Genomic DNA, 17,479 nt, shown 5'->3' with positions numbered 1-17,479 from the left:
ATTTGTACATTATCCAGCAATAGAGCGATAGCCCTCTTCTGAGGGCCTCCAAACCCCTACTTCTTAGTCTGCGCCTTAACAGCCTTGGCTTGATTCTGCTGGTAATCGGTATACGCAACCCAACCCATTACTCCAACAGCAACCAAGACTCCTCCAAAAAGGACAACCGCGAGAATCATACGCAGAACCGACATTACAGTTTCGGCAAACATTTGCACCCGAGCCATACCCGTGAACTGGTGCATATCGGTGCGCTGGATCTTTAGGTTTACCCCGTCTTTATTGTATTTTTGCTCTTCCATGTGGACTCCTGCTAGTTTCCATAATCATACCGCGCCCTTGGTGGCTATTTCTTGCTGTAAAACCATGCCCGTGGGAGAATAAAACCGTGCTAGGGAGCGAGTCGCCTCCCTACTAAGCCAGTAGCGTAGATAGTCGTACTGGCAGCACCACCCCTCATTTCTAAGTTGATATCTTATTTCCCGCATACGGCTGGAGCGAGTCTTGCTTAAATGTGAGCTTTCCAGATTGCCCTGCGGGAATTTGGCTAATTAAGAACAACTACGGAAAGCAACTTTCAGCGTTCGGGACTAAGGAAACATGACGGTCATTGCTAGATTTAATTAAATATAGCGATATCTCTTAAATAATTTCTACAATTTATTCCGCATTTACGGGGAGGCTGCGTGCTCAATAGATCTATCTGCACATCTTTTCTGTAGCACCACTTCTCACAATATTCCAATTGAGCTGGGTTAGTTTAAGCTTGCCTGAACGACTTCAATAAAGTGTTCGCCGTAGCGCTCCAACTTGGCCTGCCCCACTCCACCAATCCGACTAAATTGCTCTAAGCTAATCGGCATACTGTTGACCATTTCTTGCAAAGTACTGTCATGAAAAATCACGTATGGCGGCACGCCTTGTTCACGCGCTAATTCACTACGCTTAGCCTTAAGGGCCACCCAAAGTGTTTCATCTGCAATATTCGTAAAGGGATGTGTAGAACTCTTTTTTGCTCCAGACTTAGAGGCCTTGCTCTTGGAGTAAGCGGTTTCTTTACGCAGCCAGACTTCCTGCTCACCGCGCAGCACTGGCAGCGCAATCTCATCAACCAACTTTAAGCCGCCATGAAGAGCGATGTCTGCTTCCAAGTAGCCGCCTGCGACCAACTGGCGATAGATACTATTCCACTGTGCTTGATTCAGCTCCACACCAATAGCAAACGTACTCACCTGCTCATGAAAGTACTGCTTCACTCTGGCAGTAGCTTTACCAAGCAGCACATCAATTAAATGGGTCACACCAAAACGCTGGCCCGTGCGATACACACATGACAATGCTTTTCGCACTTCTTGAGTGGCGTTCCAAGTGGCTACAGGCTCTAGGCAGTTATCGCAATTGCCACAGCCACCAGGATGTAATTCTCCAAAGTAGCGCAAGATTGTTTGGTGGCGGCACGTGGTGGATTCGCAATAACCCAACAAGGCATTGAGTTTTTGGCGCTCCACTCGCTTACGATCTTCGGAAGCCTCGCCAGAATCTACCATTTGGCGCAAACTCACTACATCCCCAAGTCCATAAGCCATCCAAGCATTCGCTGGTAAACCATCGCGTCCAGCTCGACCCGTTTCTTGGTAATAGCCTTCCATGCTTTTTGGCAGATCCATGTGCGCCACAAACCGGACGTTGGGTTTATCAATACCCATTCCAAAGGCTACTGTGGCAACCATGATGACGCCCTCTTCGCGCAAAAATCGCTTCTGATTGGCACTTCTGGTTTCAACACTTAAGCCTGCGTGATAGGGCATGGCATCCCAGCCGCGGTCTTTTAACCACTGTGCTGTTTCTTCGACGCTGCGGCGCGACAGGCAATAAATAATCCCGGAGTCATTGGCGTGCTCTGCATCTAAAAAATGTTCTAGCTGCTGTTTGGCACTCTGCTTTTGTAGAACCCGATAGCGAATATTAGGGCGATCAAAACTAGAGACAAACTGCTCGGCAGATTCGAGGGAAAGGCGCTCGACGATTTCAGCGCGGGTAGGCGCATCAGCAGTGGCAGTTAATGCAATACGAGGAACTTGAGGGAATCGTTCATGTAGCACTGTTAATTGACGATACTCTGGCCGGAAATCATGTCCCCACTGAGAAACGCAATGGGCCTCATCAATCGCAAAGAGCGCTATTCCAGGACCTGCATTGAGTCTGTCAAGTATGGTAAGAAAACCGGGATTCATCAAGCGCTCGGGCGCCACGTAAATTAAATCGAGTTCGCCAGCCAATAACTGACTGGTGATCTTCTGGGCTGTGGCAGCATCTAAACTGGAGTTCAGGAATGAAGCCTTAACGCCAAGTTGAGTTAAGGCATCCACTTGATCTTGCATGAGCGCAATTAAGGGCGAAACCACCACCCCTACTCCGCGTCGCACAAGTGAAGGTATTTGATAGCAGAGCGACTTACCCGCACCCGTAGGCATGAGGACTAAAGCATCCCCACCTGCCTCTACATGTTTGACAATGGATTCTTGGGCACCACGAAATTGATCAAAGCCAAAAACATCATGAAGGATTTGATGGATAGATTGCAAACTAAAGTCTTTCTTGGGTAAATAAATGCAGCGGCAACACAAACCATCTGGCAATCAATAATTCTGCAGGTGACCCGATTCATATAACTTCAGTATTTTAGTTCTTTGCTAACCCTAATTTCTTTAGTGTTTATTGCATTGAAGATTGACAAGCTGATAAGGCCGAGACGCTAATAAAAAAGGTGGCTGAGCCACCTTAAAACTGATCCAACAAACCCACAATGGTTTAATCCAACAGATTAATCTTGATCAGAAGTTCTTTAGCTAGGTCGAGTGTGCCCTCATAACCAGAGCGTACGTGGGCCGGCAAGTCGGGATCACCAATCATTGAGCCCAAAGTTTCTATGACGCTGTAAACAATACCTTTAGCTGCGCCAACGGCAATATCACCTGATTGAACAGCTTCATCCACGTGACCGATGGCCTGCAAGAAATGTTCGTTATCGGGTTGCTTCTGCGTTTTGAGAGGGGTGCTCATCTTCATGCTCCAGTTGAAATGTTAATCATTCGGCAGATCGTTACTAAAAATCTGGATTTGGCTTGCATGCGCGTGGCCATTCAGAATCTTTTGTTCAGCAACCGATAAGAGTTTGAGTTGATGTTTAGAAAAATGCACCAATGGATCCCCTAAGACAGTCTCGGGATCTACATCCTCCAATACCTCGTAACTAAAATGACAGGTTAAGGGCTGGCCATCAAGAGTGGCTGAATAAAAGACGCCCCCATCTGGGGCTATGACGGCTGGGCCAATAAATTCGATTTTCATAAAAGCTGATCCACTTTGTAAAAGAAGTGACGCGCAAAGGCCAAAACCTCTTTATCACTCGGATGGTCTACCGTTTCCACGCCAACAATATTTTCTGCCGTCTGTGGCGCGTTGTGATGCGCGTATTTTATGAGCTCTAATTTTGCAGAGCCAGGGCCGATGATCAGGATCTCTTTTGATTCGTTCACGGCCTGAATTACGGAATGCAGATATTTTGCATCTAGTGGCGCCTTACCGCTCCCGATTTCACCACTTTTGTGATGTAAATGGGGGTGCGTAGTTTTAGTTCTGATTACTTCAGCTTCGCTCGCGCTTTCGCTCAAAAACATCACGTGAGCCTCTTTATGGTCTATCCAAATAACAGCATGATTGAGTGACATAAACGCTCCTTATAGAAATTACAGAATACTCCACTTTTTAGCCAAATATCCCCTTAGAGGCGGCCCAAGCGACGCCTATATTGATGAATACTGAATGCATTGCTTACTAAAGACAAAATAACCTTAATTCTCGAAAGCTTAATAAAAATAAGTTAGGCTTATGTAACGCCCACATAAATCAGCTTAAAAACACGATGGCCTATTCTCAAAAAAGTCTATTTCCTGCCCGCTTAAGTGTGTTCGCAATCTGTATTATCGGTACTATTGCCTGTGCATTTGGTTTGGAAATGCATGCGCCTATTTGGTACGTCTTTGCGCTATTCGCTTCTTTGTCCTTAATCGGCATTCATGATTGCCTACAAACCAAACGATCCATTCTAAGAAACTACCCTGTTATCGGGCATATGCGCTTTTTACTGGAATTTATTCGCCCAGAAATTCGTCAATACTTTATTGAGGGGGAGAATGAAAAGACCCCATTTTCTCGCAGTCAACGCACCTTGGTTTACTCACGCTCAAAGGGGGTTTCGGATAAGCGTCCTTTTGGCACTACCTTGGACGTCATGGCGCCGGGCTATCAATGGATCAATCAATCGCTTGCACCAACCCAGTTAGACGATCACCATTTTCGGATTGAGATTGGCAGCAAGGATTGCACGCAAAAATACTCGGCTAGTATTTTTAATATCTCAGCAATGAGTTTTGGCGCACTCAGTGCTAATGCGATCATGGCGCTTAACCTTGGCGCCAAAAAAGGTGGCTTTGCCCACAACACTGGCGAAGGTTCAATCTCTCGTTACCACCGCCTACATGGTGGCGACTTAATTTGGGAAATCGGTTCTGGCTACTTTGGCTGCCGCAATACCGATGGTAGTTTCAATCCAGAAAAATTTGCAGAGAACGCCCTAGATCCTCAAGTCAAAATGATTGAGATCAAACTGAGTCAAGGGGCTAAACCAGGTCATGGTGGCATTTTGCCTGGGCCTAAAGTAACTCCCGAGATTGCCGAAGCACGCGGAGTAAGAGTGGGCGAGGCCTGCGTTTCGCCAGCGAGCCACAGTGCGTTCTCTTCACCCTTGGAGCTGATGCATTTCGTAGCTAAACTGCGTGAGCTGTCGGGCGGAAAACCCGTTGGCTTTAAGTTATGTATTGGCCATCCCTGGGAATGGTTTGCCGTCGTCAAGGCGATGCTAGAAACGCGGATCTACCCAGACTTTATTGTGGTCGATGGCACCGAGGGTGGCACAGGCGCCTCCCCTGTCGAGTTCACGAATCATGTGGGCACCCCTTTACAAGAGGGTTTGAGACTGGTCCACAATGCATTAGTTGGCGTCAATTTGCGCGATCAAATCAAAGTGGGTTGCTCAGGCAAGATCATTAGCGCCTTTGACATGGCCGTCGCTTTTGCCCTAGGAGCCGACTGGTGCAATAGTGCGCGCGGCTTTATGTTTGCTGTTGGATGCATACAGGCGCAAATCTGCGATACCGGCTTTTGTCCCACTGGTGTTACTACTCAGGATCCAGATCGACAAAAAGCCTTGGTGGTACCCAATAAAGCGGAGCGGGTCTTTCATTTTCATGATGAGACACTCAAAGCCTTGAAAGAAATTGTTGAAGCGGCAGGCTTAAAGCACCCAGGCGAAATTGATACCCGCCATATTGTGCGCAGAGTCAATGCCAATGAAGTGCAACTTTTAGCCTCCCTGCTGCCCAGTATCGTTCCAGGCAGCCTGCTTGATAATGGTGAGTTTACTCAATTGCCCACTGTATTTCGGCTTTATTGGGACGTGGCGCAATCCTCCAGTTTTGCAACGCTCAAACATTAAACATAGGGTTTGTGGTCGCTAGCAGGTGGCTGTCTTTATTAGTCCGCTACACTGCATTTATGTTTGATTTATCTTTCCTTCATTTGAGCATGTTACTGATCTGCGCCCTGATGGCAGGTCTGATAGATTCGGTTATTGGTGGTGGCGGCATGATTCAGGTGCCCGCTCTATTTGCCTTTGTACCTGGCTTTCCGGCTGCCACACTCATGTCCGTTAATAAAATGGCTTCCATCGTGGGGACTACTGGCTCTGCCTTGCAATACACGCGGGCTAATCGCAGCCCCTGGAAACTCGTCGTCTTGGCTTCGCTAGCGGCATTCTGCGCTTCTGTCGGCGGCGCCTATTTACTAACCCAAATACCAAGTCAATGGTTGCGCGCGGCCCTGCCATTTTTTTTGCTTGCTCTCTTAATATTTAATCTTCAATCCAACGCAGGATTAATTCATGCGCCGAAACATCAACATCGAAAACAAAGCGCAATCGCTTCGATTGGCGCATCCGTCATCGGTTTTTACGACGGCTTCCTTGGGCCGGGTGCAGGTGCATTTTATAAATTGCTTTTTACCCGCGGGCTTGGCTTTGATTTCTTGCGCGCAGCAGCACCCTCCAAGTTTTTAAACGTAGCCTCTAACTTAGGGGCGCTTTGCGTCTTTCTTTATTTGGGCTTTGTAGATTGGCGGCTGGGTATTTTATTGGCAGTGGCCAACTTTATAGGGGGCCAGATTGGCAGTCGCTTTGCAATTAAGCATGGCAATACCTTTATTCGTAAAGCCTTTTTTATTACAGTGGGCTTCCTAATTCTGAAAACTTTTTACGACGCTTTTCTTCAATAAATGTTCATTACTATTATTGCCGCTTTATGTACGCTTGCTTTTTTAGCGCTACGGTTCGTGCTTGCCCAATCCGCAATACGGTTTTTGGTGGATAGCTATGGGCTTGATCGCCGAAAACTGAAGCGCTTAAGCCGCCGCGACATCGCTTCCTTAAAAAGATCCATACAGCAATGTCGCCAAAAAAATGATCCCTTTGCTTTAGAAACCTTGTTGCGTCCTTATCGCCCTTAAGCATTACGACTCAGCATAAAAAAGAGCCACCCTAGGGTGGCTCTGCTGTTGGCTCTGAAAGCTAGCTACTATGGATTAGCCGCGTGAAGCCTTCTTACGGTCATGCTCTTTCAAGTAGCGCTTACGAACACGCACGCTCTTTGGAGTGACTTCAACCAATTCATCATCGCTAATGAATTCCACCGCGTACTCTAAAGTCAGGTCGATTGGCGTTACCAAACGAACCGCTTCATCAGTACCAGAGGAGCGCACGTTAGTTAATTGCTTACCCTTAATCGGATTCACAACTAAATCGTTATCGCGACTATGAATACCAATCACCATACCTTCATAGACAGGGTCACCATGCTTAACGAACATGCGACCACGATCTTGTAATTTCCAGATCGCGTAGGCTACTGCTTCGCCATCATCTTGACTAATCAATACGCCGTTGTGGCGCTCGCCCAAAATACCATCTTTAGCAGGTGCATAAGAATCAAAGGTATGGCTCATCAAACCGTTACCGCGCGTCATCGTCATGAAGTCGCCTTGGAAACCAATCAGGCCACGCGCTGGAATACGGTATTCCAAACGGGTACGTCCTTTGCCATCACTGACCATGTCTTGCAGTTCGCCTTTGCGCTTACCTAAATCTTCCATCACCGCGCCTTGGGTTGCATCTTCTACGTCAACTGTTAAGTTTTCGTATGGCTCCATCTTCACGCCATTCTCTTCGTGGAAAACCACGCGAGGGCGAGAAACAGCCATCTCATAGCCTTCGCGACGCATGGTCTCAACCAAGATGGTGAGGTGCAATTCACCACGACCAGAAACTTCGAAGACAGTATCGTCATCGGTTTCTTTAACGCGCAAGGCCATATTGGACTTGAGCTCACGATCCAAGCGCTCACGAATCTGACGACTTGTTACAAACTTGCCTTCGCGTCCAGCTAATGGGCTGGTGTTCACCATGAAGTTCATGGTCAAAGTAGGCTCATCGATCTTGAGCATTGGTAATGCATCAGGAGTATCTACTGCGCATACCGTTGTACCAATTGCCAATTCTTCAATACCGTTAATCAAGGCAATGTCACCCGCAATCGCCTCTTCTACAACTTCACGCTCGAGACCTTTGAACTTCAATACTTGATTAACGCGACCTTTAAAAGGCGCGCCATCAGGACCGTTCATGCAAAGTACTTCCATACCGGATTTAACGCGACCACGGTTTACACGGCCAATACCAATTTTTCCAACGTAGCTGTTGTAATCAATCGAAGAAATCTGAAATTGCAAAGGACCATCTGGATCATCATCACGGACAGGAACATGCTCGAGCACAGCATCAAATAAGGGACGCATATCGCCTTCACGCACATCCTCAGATGGGCCGGCATAACCATTCAGACCAGACGCATAGATGATCGGAAAGTCGAGCTGCTCTTCAGTAGCGCCGAGCTTGTCGAATAATTCAAAAGTCGCGTTAATGACATAGTCACAACGTGCACCAGGACGGTCCACTTTATTAATCACGACGATAGGCTTCAATCCAAGGGCCAAGGCTTTCTTGGTCACGAAACGGGTTTGGGGCATAGGGCCTTCAACCGCATCCACCAAGAGTAAAACACCGTCAACCATCGAGAGTACGCGCTCAACTTCGCCACCGAAGTCGGCGTGTCCTGGGGTATCCACGATATTAATATGCGTACCATCGTATTCAACGGCACAGTTCTTGGACAGAATCGTAATGCCGCGTTCTTTTTCCAAATCATTGGAGTCCATAACCCGTTCGGTCATTTTTTCGTTTGAACGGAAGGTACCCGATTGACGTAAGAGCTGGTCAACCAAAGTGGTTTTACCGTGGTCAACGTGGGCGATGATGGCGATATTACGGAGTGCGCGTTTAGTCATGTGAAGCTTCTAAAGTTAGGTAAGTGATGAATAGTGGTTAATAAAAATAGCTTAAAGGGTTAATAAGTCAAATCGATAATAGATTTAGTGAGCCTGGGTAATCAAGCGCTTGGGATGCAATACCCCGGAACGCCAATCTGCAGTGCCAATAAAGTTATGGGGGGCAGCCGTTGCGCGATAAATTCGCACCAAAGACTCAATGGGAGGTAAATTGAGCGGTACACGCTGACCCATTTCAAGACGCTTAGCTTGCTGTTCGTCAACGGTAAGGTGCGGCAAGGTTTGCAACAGAGCATCCACTGGCAAGATAAAGTGCGAGCTAGCTAATGATCCTTGCGCAATGGCATCCAAGGTAAACGACTGCTTAAGGCTTAGATGTCCAACTTCAGTACGGCGCAGTCCTACCAAATGCGCACCGCAACCCAGGGATTTGCCAAGATCTTCTGCCAACACACGAATGTAAGTGCCCTTACTGCAGCTGACTTCTAAAGTGGCTTCGGGCCAGTCAATCTTGGTCCAACGAATGGCATGAATCGTAATCTCACGTGGCGCACGCTCTAACTCCACTCCGGCTCGAGCGTACTCGTACAGTGGCTTGCCATCGCGCTTCAGCGCGGAATACATCGGTGGCACCTGTTTGATTGGGCCAGTAAATTGCGGTAAAAGCGCGTTGAGGGCTAACTCAAGCGCGTGCGCATCGGTAAATTCAGGCAGAGGTAGTTCTTCTATCACTAAACCCTCTGCATCACCTGTATCCGTACATTGACCAAACTTCACTTGAGCAATATAGGTTTTGTCTGCATCCAATAAATCTTGTGAGTACTTTGTTGCTTCACCCAAACAGATCGGCAATAAACCAGTAGCCATTGGATCGAGGGTACCGGTATGCCCTGCTTTATCAGCATTAAAGGCGCGCTTCACCGCAGTCACAGCCCCTTGCGAGCTCATGCCAGCCGGTTTATCAAGCAACACAACGCCGTCGATACGTACTGACATGATTTAAGTATTCTCGTCTTTACGGTCACTATCAACGGCTTGATCTATCAAGCGTGACATCTCAATGCCATGCTCCACAGAGCTGTCATAGTGAAAGTGCAGCGTAGGTACCGTATGAATATGCAAACGCTTAAATAACAAAGAATGCAAATATCCGGCTTTTTCCTGCAAGGCTTTCTGAGCCGTTTCCGGCTCGGCACCCAGCACGGTAAAAAATACCTTGGCATGCGCTAAATCTGGAGAAAGCTCAATACTTTGCAAGGTAATCAACCCTAGACTTGGGCTGCGTAACTCTCGCGGAATCAGTTCGGCCAAGTCCCGCTGAATTTGATCAGCTAGACGTTGGTTACGATGTGGACTGGTTTTATGCATAAGAGATTTATTGCTTAGAGAGTTCTCGCAACTTCAGTAACTTCATAGGCCTCAAGTTGATCGCCCTCTTTGATGTCGTTGTAGCCTTTTAATGACAAGCCACACTCAACACCGGCACGAACTTCTTTAGCATCATCCTTAAAGCGCTTGAGAGAATCCAATTCACCAGACCAGATGACCACATTTTCACGTAAGAGACGTACGCTAGAGGTGCGCTTGACCACACCGTCGAGCACCAAGCAACCGGCAATCGCACCAACTTTAGATACCAAGAAGACTTGACGAATCTCCACCATACCGGTGATTTCTTCTTTCTTATCAGGTGTCAACATCCCGCTTAAGGCTGCCTTCACTTCGTCAACCGCATCATAAATAATGTTGTGATAACGAATATCCACACCATTGTTCTCAGCCAACTTACGGGCCGCGCCATCTGCACGGGCATTAAAGCCAATGATGACTGCTTTAGATGCTACCGCTAAGTTCACATCGGTCTCTGTAATGCCACCGACTCCAGCGTGCACGATTTGCACCTTCACCTCTGGTGTTGAAAGCTTCTGCAAGGACTGTGACAACGCTTCTTGTGAACCTTGAACATCCGCTTTAATGATCAGTGGTAACAATTTCGCTTCAATTGCACCCTCTTCCATATTTTCCATCATGGTTTCGAGCTTGAAGGCTTGTTGCTTGGCCAACTTCACATCACGGAACTTGCCTTGACGGAACAGTGCAATCTCACGCGCTTTGCGCTCATCAGGCACTACTTGAACAGACTCGCCAGCTGCAGGAACTTCTGATAAACCTTGAATCTCGACCGGAATAGATGGGCCTGCTTCATTACAAGGCTTGCCATTCTCATCGAGCATCGCACGCACGCGTCCATAACTTGAACCAGCCAACAACATATCGCCACGCTTCAAAGTACCAGACTGAACCAAGACAGTCGCTACTGGACCACGGCCTTTATCTAAACGCGCTTCAATCACAAGACCTTGCGCTGGGGCTTCAGTTGCAGCTCTCAATTCCAGAATTTCTGCTTGCAACAGGACATTCTCTAACAGAGCATCAATACCTTCGCCCGTCTTAGCGGAGACTGGAATAAAGGGCACATCGCCACCGTATTCTTCAGGCACCACTTGCTCGGCTACAAGTTCGGTTTTGACGCGATCAGGATTAGCTTCAGGTTTATCGATCTTATTAATAGCGACCACAATCGGCACACCGGCGGCTAAGGCATGATGAATCGCTTCTTTTGTTTGGGGCATCACGCCGTCATCGGCAGCAACCACCAAAATCACGATATCGGTAGCTTTAGCACCACGCGCCCGCATAGCGGTAAATGCTTCGTGCCCTGGGGTATCTAGGAAGGTAATCATGCCGCGAGGAGTTTCCACGTGATACGCACCAATGTGCTGGGTAATGCCGCCAGCTTCACCAGTGGCTACTTTCGCAGCACGAATCTTGTCGAGCAAAGAAGTCTTGCCGTGGTCTACGTGACCCATCACCGTTACCACTGGTGGGCGGGGCAATAGCTCAGCATCATGGCCGGCAGAACCTAAATCTAAATCAGGGTCTTCTAATTTGGCAGCATGGGCTTTATGACCCATCTCTTCCACGATAATCATCGCGGTATCTTGATCCAAAATTTGGTTAATGGTCACCATCTGACCCATACCCATCAAAAGCTTAATCACTTCCGCACTCTTCACCGCCATCGCATGCGCTAATTCAGCAACAGTAATGGTTTCAGGTACGTTCACATCATGAACAACCTTCTCAGTTGGGACTTGGAAATTGGTATCAACGTTGGCTTCCGCAATTTGACGTTGCTTTCTGCGGCCACCGCCTGAACGCCAGCCACCTACACCGCCCATATTGTCACCACGGGTCTTAAGACCAGTTGGCTTCTTGGCGCCTTCTTCTTGCCAAGTGGATGAGGTTTCAGCAGACTTAATCGTCTTACCACCGACCTTAGCAACGGCTTTCTTTTTATCGTCAGCACCCTCAACCTTCGCGGGTTTATGTAAGGTGCCTTTTTTAGCTTCTTCAGCAGCGATTTCGCTAGGCGCTTTCAGGACTCGTGCGGGTGCACTCATCATGTCACGAATCGCCAACGCTTCAGCTTCAGCAGCTGCACGACGTTTTGTAATATCAGCCAATTGCGCTTTATTTGCAGCGGCTAAATCTTTGGCCGCTTTTTCGCTCTTGGCTTTTTTATCGGCTACATCAGCGGCAGCTTGATCTGCAAGCGTGCCATCAACAACCTTGGTCTCTTTTTCTGGTTCAGGGCTGGGAATACTGGCCGCTTCAGCTTCTTTTTCGCGCGCTTCTTCAGCGGCTTTCATTTCAGCTTCTTGACGCGCTAACAACTCAGCTTGACGAGTGGCTTCTGCCGCCCGCTTTTCTAACTCTAGTTCAGAAAGAATCGATTTCGCAGCAGCCACCTCAGCTACAGGGGCGGGGATATCCTTTACCTCTGGTGCATCTGGAGCGCCATCACCTCGCTTGACTAATACGCGCTTCTTACGCACTTCTACCTGAACAGTACGTGTTCGTCCAGCAGAGTCTGCCTGACGAATCTCTGAGTTTTCACGCTTGATTAAGGTAATCTTTTTACGGTTAGCCGTATCAGTATTACCGTGTGCTTTTTGCAAATGCTCAAGCAGAACAGTTTTGTCCTTCTCTGTGATGCTATCGTCCTCAGAACCTTTATCAATACCGGCCGCCTTCAATTGCTCCAAGAGGTCAGGTGCGGTCCGTTTTAATTCTTTAGCGAGTACTTTTACTGTTGTTGCCATGCACTACTTCCTCTCATGAAGTAAACCAATGTTCGCGCGCTTTCATGATGAGCGTTTTCGCAGTTTCTTCGTCAATTTGTGTCGCCTCAACTAGCTCATCAACAGCCAGTTCAGCTAAGTCGTCACGGGTGTGCACTTCATTGTCAGCCAGCTTAGCTATCAATTCAGTGGTCATTCCTTCAAGGGAAAGTAAATCTTGTGAGACCTCACCAACACGTTCCTCTTTGGCTAGCTCCATCGTTAAGAGGGAGTCACGCGCACGCGTCCGTAATTCATTAACCGTATCTTCATCAAAGGAATCGATTTCTAACATTTCAGAAAGGGGTACATAAGCTACCTCTTCCAAAGTATTGAAACCTTCGTCAATCAGAATATCGGCGACCTCTTGGTCTACATCCAATTTATCCATGAACAATTGGCGCACCGAGGCAGCTTCCTTTTCAGTCTTCTCAGCGGACTCTTCTGGAGTCATGATGTTGATCTGCCAGCCGGTTAATTCACTAGCTAAGCGGACGTTTTGACCGCTACGACCAATCGCAATTGCCAAGTTCTCTTCATCCACAACTACGTCCATGGCGTGACGCTCTTCATCAACTACGATCGAAGACACTTGCGCTGGCGCCAAAGCACCAATCACAAACTGCGCAGGATCCTCAGACCACAACACAATATCAACAGCCTCACCAGCAACTTCATTGCGAACTGCGGTGACACGCGTACCACGCACACCAACGCAAGTACCAATCGGATCAATGCGCTTGTCATAAGTAATGACAGCAATCTTGGCGCGCACGCCTGGATCACGAGCCGCACCTTTAATCTCTAATAAACCTTGTTCCATTTCGGGAACTTCATTCTCAAACAACTTAATTAAGAAATCAGGGCAAGTACGCGAGAGTTCAATTTGTGGTCCGCGGGCTTCACGATCCACTTTCAGAATATAGGCGCGTACGCGATCACCTGAACGTAAATTCTCTTTTGGAATCATTTGGTCACGACGCAGCAATGCTTCAATTCGGCCAGACTCAATAATCAAACCATTTTTGTCGGCACGCTTCACGGTACCTGTCATGACCTTTTCGCCACGCTCAAGGTAATCGTTCAGAATTTGCTCGCGCTCCGCATCACGAATACGCTGCAGAATTACTTGCTTAGCAGCCTGTGCACCGATGCGTCCAAAAGCTAAGGATTCAATTTGCTCTTCAATATGCTCGCCCACTTCCATGTCGGCGAATTGCTCTAAAGCCTCGAAATGCAAAATCTCTTTATCTGGCTCTTGCAGGCCTGCTTCATCGGGAACCACCAACCAACGACGGAAGGTTTCATATTCACCTGATTCACGATCGATCGATACACGAATATCCACATCTTCGGTTGGGTAGCGCTTCTTCGTTGCCGAAGCCAATGCCATTTCTAGCGCCTCGAATACAATTTCACGATCAACGTTCTTTTCACGCGCTAAAGCGTCTGCCAACATGAGAACTTCTCGGCTCATGACTTTCTTCCTTTGAAATCAATAACAGGGACCAACCGAGTCTTATCGACCTCGGCTAAAGAAAACTCCAATTGAGACTCGGCGCCATCGGCACCTTCAAACAACAAACCAAACTTGGCATCCGGTGAATCAAGTTCACCTGACAACAAGCCTTGCAAAACTCCACGAAACTTTTTGCGCTCACCCACGGCGACACGCAACTTGATTTCGACTTCCATGCCAGAAAAACGCTCATAGTCGGCTGCCGACTTCACAGGACGATCTAGCCCTGGAGAAGAAATCTCTAAGCGCTCAAATGGAATATTTTCCACTGGCAAGGTATAACTTAATTGGTGACTTACCTTCTCGCAATCCTGAACATTAATCAGGCGCTCGTAATCTGGGTTTTCTATGGTGACGCGCAGCAATCCTCCGGCTTCACGCTCGATATCGACTAGCGTGTAACCTAAGTTTTCCAACTCTGCAGAAATGACCTGCTGCTCTTTCACGACTTCCCTTCATACCAAAATGGCAAAAAAAAATGGGCTTTGAAGCCCATATTCTCGAAATTCAGAACAGGCCGACTTACGTTGATCGCAACATCAGTCGGTAACTACTAAAAACTGCAACATTTGGCTGCAAGACCAAAATTATAGCTGATCTAAGGGAAAACCAATACAAATCAGAAGGTTTCGCCCGGATCACGGGGCTTTCTAGGGCCCTTATTAAAGGGTTTGCGCCCTTTTGGTGCAGCCCGTTTAGGTCCGTTACCCGGGCTTTGGGGGCTTGCAGTCACAAAAGCAGACTGGCCATGGTGAACTTTTTTACCTTTTGTACGTCCTTGGCCATTTCCGCCCTGACCTCCTTGGCCGGCTGATCCAGGTCTACCAGCATTCGTGCGGCCCCGGAACGGTCCGCGCCCCTCACCCGCTCCACCACCTGTTGATCGCCCACCCTTGGCTTGATGCGTTAAGCCGTTGTGGCCGCTAGCCAAAGTTAAGGCATCGCGCGAACCCCAGTAAGAAACGGAAGTTTGCATAGGATCAGGCTGAAAATCTTCACCAGAGGAATTAGGGCGATCGCGGCCATGTGAGCCACCTTGTGGGCGGCCCTTATCTTGTGCTTGAGGTACTTTTAAACCAGCGGAGCGCATCAAGCTCCCTACACCCTCAGGAGAAACCTCTTCCCATTTGCCGCGTCTTAAGCGTGGGGGTAGTAAAAACATGCCGTAACGGGTGCGCAGCAAACGAGACACTGTATGGCCTACTGCCTCAAACATACGACGCACTTCTCGATTACGTCCTTCACTTAAAGCGACGTGATACCAACGGTTAGCGCCATCACCCCCACCCATCGCTAGGCGCAGAAACTTCGCTTCACCATCATCAAGCTGAATCCCTTTCTTTAATTGCGCCATGGAGTCCTGACCCAATTCACCAAGAATGCGCACTGCATACTCGCGCTCCACGCCGTAGCGGGGATGCATCAAGCGATTAGCTAACTCACCTGAGGTGGTAAACAGCAGCAAACCTTCCGTATTAAAATCCAAACGACCAACCGCAATCCAGCGACCCTGCCGAGCTTTAGGCAAACGATCAAAGACCGTTGGACGACCTTCTGGATCGGATTGACTCACGATTTCACCAGAGGGTTTGTGATACAGAATGACACGGGGTGGCTTCGAAGCGATCTTGCGATGCACCGGTTTGCCGTTAATGCGAACCTGATCAGTAGGCCCAATCCGTTGGCCAATGTGTGCAGGCAGGCCATTGACTGATACACGGCCCTGTACGATCAAGTCTTCCATATCGCGTCGTGAGCCCATGCCCACATCCGCTAAGACCTTGTGTAATTTAACGGTATCTTCATCATCCGCGTCATCATCGAGGCCATCTAAGTCAGACCAAACCTCGTCACGCAAGCTCATCGGCAATTCGTCAATGTTGGCGAACTGCAAACTACTCATTTCTTCTTCACTGGGTGCGTCTGCGTCTTCATCATGGCGCACGCGCTGAGCACGTTGCTCTGCACCGGTCTGATGAGAAATCTCATTCTCATTGACGCCATCGGGATTTTTAACTTCGACGACTTCAGGTGCATCTAAGGCAGCATCGAACTCCCCCGATACAACCGAGGCAAATAGCGCTTCACTCTCGGCTGGGTTAGGGGCTAATTTGGCCGATTGATTGCCGGCAGCATGCCCACCTTCGCGAGGCCCACGTGCAGATTCACCACCCTCTCGACGGGGGCGATCTTTTTGACCCGGACGCTTCTTATTAAAGGGGTGCTTACCAGTGCCAGACCGGCGTGGGTGGCGTTCATTGCCGTCGCGCCCCTCAGTTTTCACCGCATCAGCAGGAGCGGATGGCGACTCTGCATTAGCAGAGGGTGAAGTAGTTTTATTTTCTGGACCGGAGTCGTTTTCGTGAGAGCTTGTCATTAATTATTTTTAGGTTCATCTACTGCAGGGTCGGATTCAGAAGTTGATTCTTCTGCTTCTTCTGCTTCTTCTGCTTCTTCTACTGCAACTATTTCTTCTGTTTCTGCCGCCTCGTCTGTCACGATTTCTACTTCGACTGTCACCTCTTCAATCAAGTCGCCAGTGACTTCGTCTAGCGTGCTCTCTTCTGTCAAGGTAATCACTGTCTCTACTGTGGCAGTAGCGTCAAACTCCATGATGGCTTGGCCCAATTGCTCCACTGCTGCCATGGGTGCAGTGTCTTCCAGCATCGGCAAGCTTTGTAAATTCGTCAAACTTAAATCATCTAGAAATTGCTTTGTGGTCGCATATAAGCCAGGGCGACCAACCGTTTCTTTGTGTCCGATTACCTCAACCCAGTTACGGTCTTCGAGCTGTTTCATCACGTTAGTGCTGACGGTAACACCCCGAATCTCTTCAATTTCACCGCGGGTAACGGGTTGACGATAGGCAATGATGGCCAAGGTTTCCATCACCGCCCGTGAATACTTTGGTGGTTTTTCTGGTGTTAGGCGATCAAGATACTCGCGCATCGACAAACGGCTCTGAAAGCGCCAGCCCGTAGCAATACGTACCAGCTCCATACCTTTGTCAGCCCAAGCTTGCTGTATTTCTAATAAGGCGGCATCAATCTCGGTAGTCGCAACATCTTCGCTAAATAGGCGTGAGAGATCGGCCACAGTGAGAGGCTCCTGCGCGCACAGGAGGGCTGTTTCAATTACGCGTTGGTTGTGATCGTCCATAACATTCGGGTTATCAGGTCAGGCCTGATGAGGCTGTAAAAATGTATTTCAATAATGGGTTGGGGGTGATCTGTAGCATCTAAAGGCACTTCATCTCGTTCTA

General features: G+C 48.4%; 16 protein-coding genes. 3 read left to right on the top strand and 13 right to left on the bottom strand.

What is annotated here, in order from left to right:
* Window positions 1-56 precede the first annotated feature (56 nt).
* From CP950_RS08490 to CP950_RS08470, 5 genes are all read right to left on the bottom strand, one after another.
* Window positions 57-302 carry a hypothetical protein gene (locus CP950_RS08490; protein WP_096674328.1) on the bottom strand — a complete coding sequence of 82 codons (246 nt, stop codon included), beginning with the start codon at window positions 300-302 and terminating at the stop codon, window positions 57-59.
* 453 nt (window positions 303-755) lie between these two features.
* Window positions 756-2,585, bottom strand: a complete 1,830-nt coding sequence (gene recQ / locus CP950_RS08485; RefSeq protein WP_096674480.1) for a DNA helicase RecQ — start codon at window positions 2,583-2,585, stop codon at window positions 756-758.
* Window positions 2,586-2,811: 226 nt separating this feature from the next.
* A complete protein-coding gene (locus CP950_RS08480; RefSeq protein ID WP_243391961.1) occupies window positions 2,812-3,063 on the bottom strand; it encodes a hypothetical protein in 252 nt (83 codons plus the stop codon).
* Window positions 3,064-3,084: 21 nt separating this feature from the next.
* Window positions 3,085-3,351 carry a DUF1488 family protein gene (locus CP950_RS08475; protein ID WP_096674325.1) on the bottom strand — a complete coding sequence of 89 codons (267 nt, stop codon included), beginning with the start codon at window positions 3,349-3,351 and terminating at the stop codon, window positions 3,085-3,087.
* Window positions 3,348-3,731 carry a translational machinery protein gene (locus CP950_RS08470; RefSeq protein WP_096674323.1) on the bottom strand — a complete coding sequence of 128 codons (384 nt, stop codon included), beginning with the start codon at window positions 3,729-3,731 and terminating at the stop codon, window positions 3,348-3,350. The genes CP950_RS08475 and CP950_RS08470 overlap by 4 nt, the downstream gene beginning before the upstream one ends.
* A gap of 194 nt (window positions 3,732-3,925) precedes the next feature.
* Here CP950_RS08470 and CP950_RS08465 point away from each other — a divergent pair, with 194 nt between their 5' ends.
* Genes CP950_RS08465 through CP950_RS08455 form a run of 3 tightly spaced genes read left to right on the top strand, consistent with a single transcriptional unit; the run spans window position 3,926 to window position 6,621 of the window.
* Window positions 3,926-5,557 (top strand): FMN-binding glutamate synthase family protein, encoded by a 1,632-nt coding sequence (locus tag CP950_RS08465; RefSeq protein ID WP_096674321.1) that lies wholly within the window; start codon window positions 3,926-3,928, stop codon window positions 5,555-5,557.
* Window positions 5,558-5,616: 59 nt separating this feature from the next.
* Complete coding sequence (locus CP950_RS08460; protein ID WP_096674319.1) at window positions 5,617-6,390, top strand: sulfite exporter TauE/SafE family protein; 774 nt, start codon at window positions 5,617-5,619, stop codon at window positions 6,388-6,390.
* Window positions 6,391-6,621: a hypothetical protein gene (locus tag CP950_RS08455; RefSeq protein WP_096674317.1), complete on the top strand. Its 231-nt coding sequence runs from the start codon at window positions 6,391-6,393 to the stop codon at window positions 6,619-6,621. It abuts the gene before it with no gap.
* A gap of 75 nt (window positions 6,622-6,696) precedes the next feature.
* Here the strand turns inward: CP950_RS08455 and typA are convergent, their stop codons facing one another.
* The 8 genes from typA to scpB form a co-directional block, all read right to left on the bottom strand.
* Window positions 6,697-8,514: a translational GTPase TypA gene (gene typA / locus CP950_RS08450; protein ID WP_096674315.1), complete on the bottom strand. Its 1,818-nt coding sequence runs from the start codon at window positions 8,512-8,514 to the stop codon at window positions 6,697-6,699.
* Window positions 8,515-8,598: 84 nt separating this feature from the next.
* On the bottom strand, window positions 8,599-9,510 hold the full coding sequence (gene truB / locus CP950_RS08445; protein WP_096674313.1) for a tRNA pseudouridine(55) synthase TruB: 912 nt from the start codon (window positions 9,508-9,510) through the stop codon (window positions 8,599-8,601).
* A 3-nt stretch (window positions 9,511-9,513) separates the two neighbouring features.
* The gene (rbfA, locus tag CP950_RS08440) at window positions 9,514-9,882 is read right to left on the bottom strand and encodes a 30S ribosome-binding factor RbfA (protein WP_096674311.1); all 369 of its coding nucleotides are present in this window, start codon (window positions 9,880-9,882) and stop codon (window positions 9,514-9,516) included.
* Window positions 9,883-9,896: 14 nt separating this feature from the next.
* On the bottom strand, window positions 9,897-12,680 hold the full coding sequence (infB, locus tag CP950_RS08435) for a translation initiation factor IF-2 (RefSeq protein WP_096674309.1): 2,784 nt from the start codon (window positions 12,678-12,680) through the stop codon (window positions 9,897-9,899).
* 13 nt (window positions 12,681-12,693) lie between these two features.
* Window positions 12,694-14,175 (bottom strand): transcription termination factor NusA, encoded by a 1,482-nt coding sequence (nusA, locus tag CP950_RS08430; RefSeq protein WP_096674307.1) that lies wholly within the window; start codon window positions 14,173-14,175, stop codon window positions 12,694-12,696.
* Window positions 14,172-14,663 (bottom strand): ribosome maturation factor RimP, encoded by a 492-nt coding sequence (gene rimP, locus CP950_RS08425; protein WP_096674305.1) that lies wholly within the window; start codon window positions 14,661-14,663, stop codon window positions 14,172-14,174. Before rimP ends, nusA begins: the two co-directional genes overlap by 4 nt.
* A 173-nt stretch (window positions 14,664-14,836) precedes the next feature.
* On the bottom strand, window positions 14,837-16,594 hold the full coding sequence (rluB, locus tag CP950_RS08420; protein ID WP_096674303.1) for a 23S rRNA pseudouridine(2605) synthase RluB: 1,758 nt from the start codon (window positions 16,592-16,594) through the stop codon (window positions 14,837-14,839).
* Window positions 16,594-17,376: an SMC-Scp complex subunit ScpB gene (scpB, locus tag CP950_RS08415; protein ID WP_096674301.1), complete on the bottom strand. Its 783-nt coding sequence runs from the start codon at window positions 17,374-17,376 to the stop codon at window positions 16,594-16,596. Before scpB ends, rluB begins: the two co-directional genes overlap by 1 nt.
* Window positions 17,377-17,479 lie beyond the last annotated feature (103 nt).

The sequence above is a fragment of the Polynucleobacter meluiroseus genome (assembly GCF_900205755.1).
Taxonomy (GTDB): domain Bacteria; phylum Pseudomonadota; class Gammaproteobacteria; order Burkholderiales; family Burkholderiaceae; genus Polynucleobacter; species Polynucleobacter meluiroseus.
The sequence above is the reverse complement of the archived record's forward strand: the minus strand, read 5'-3'. Positions and strand labels throughout refer to the sequence as shown.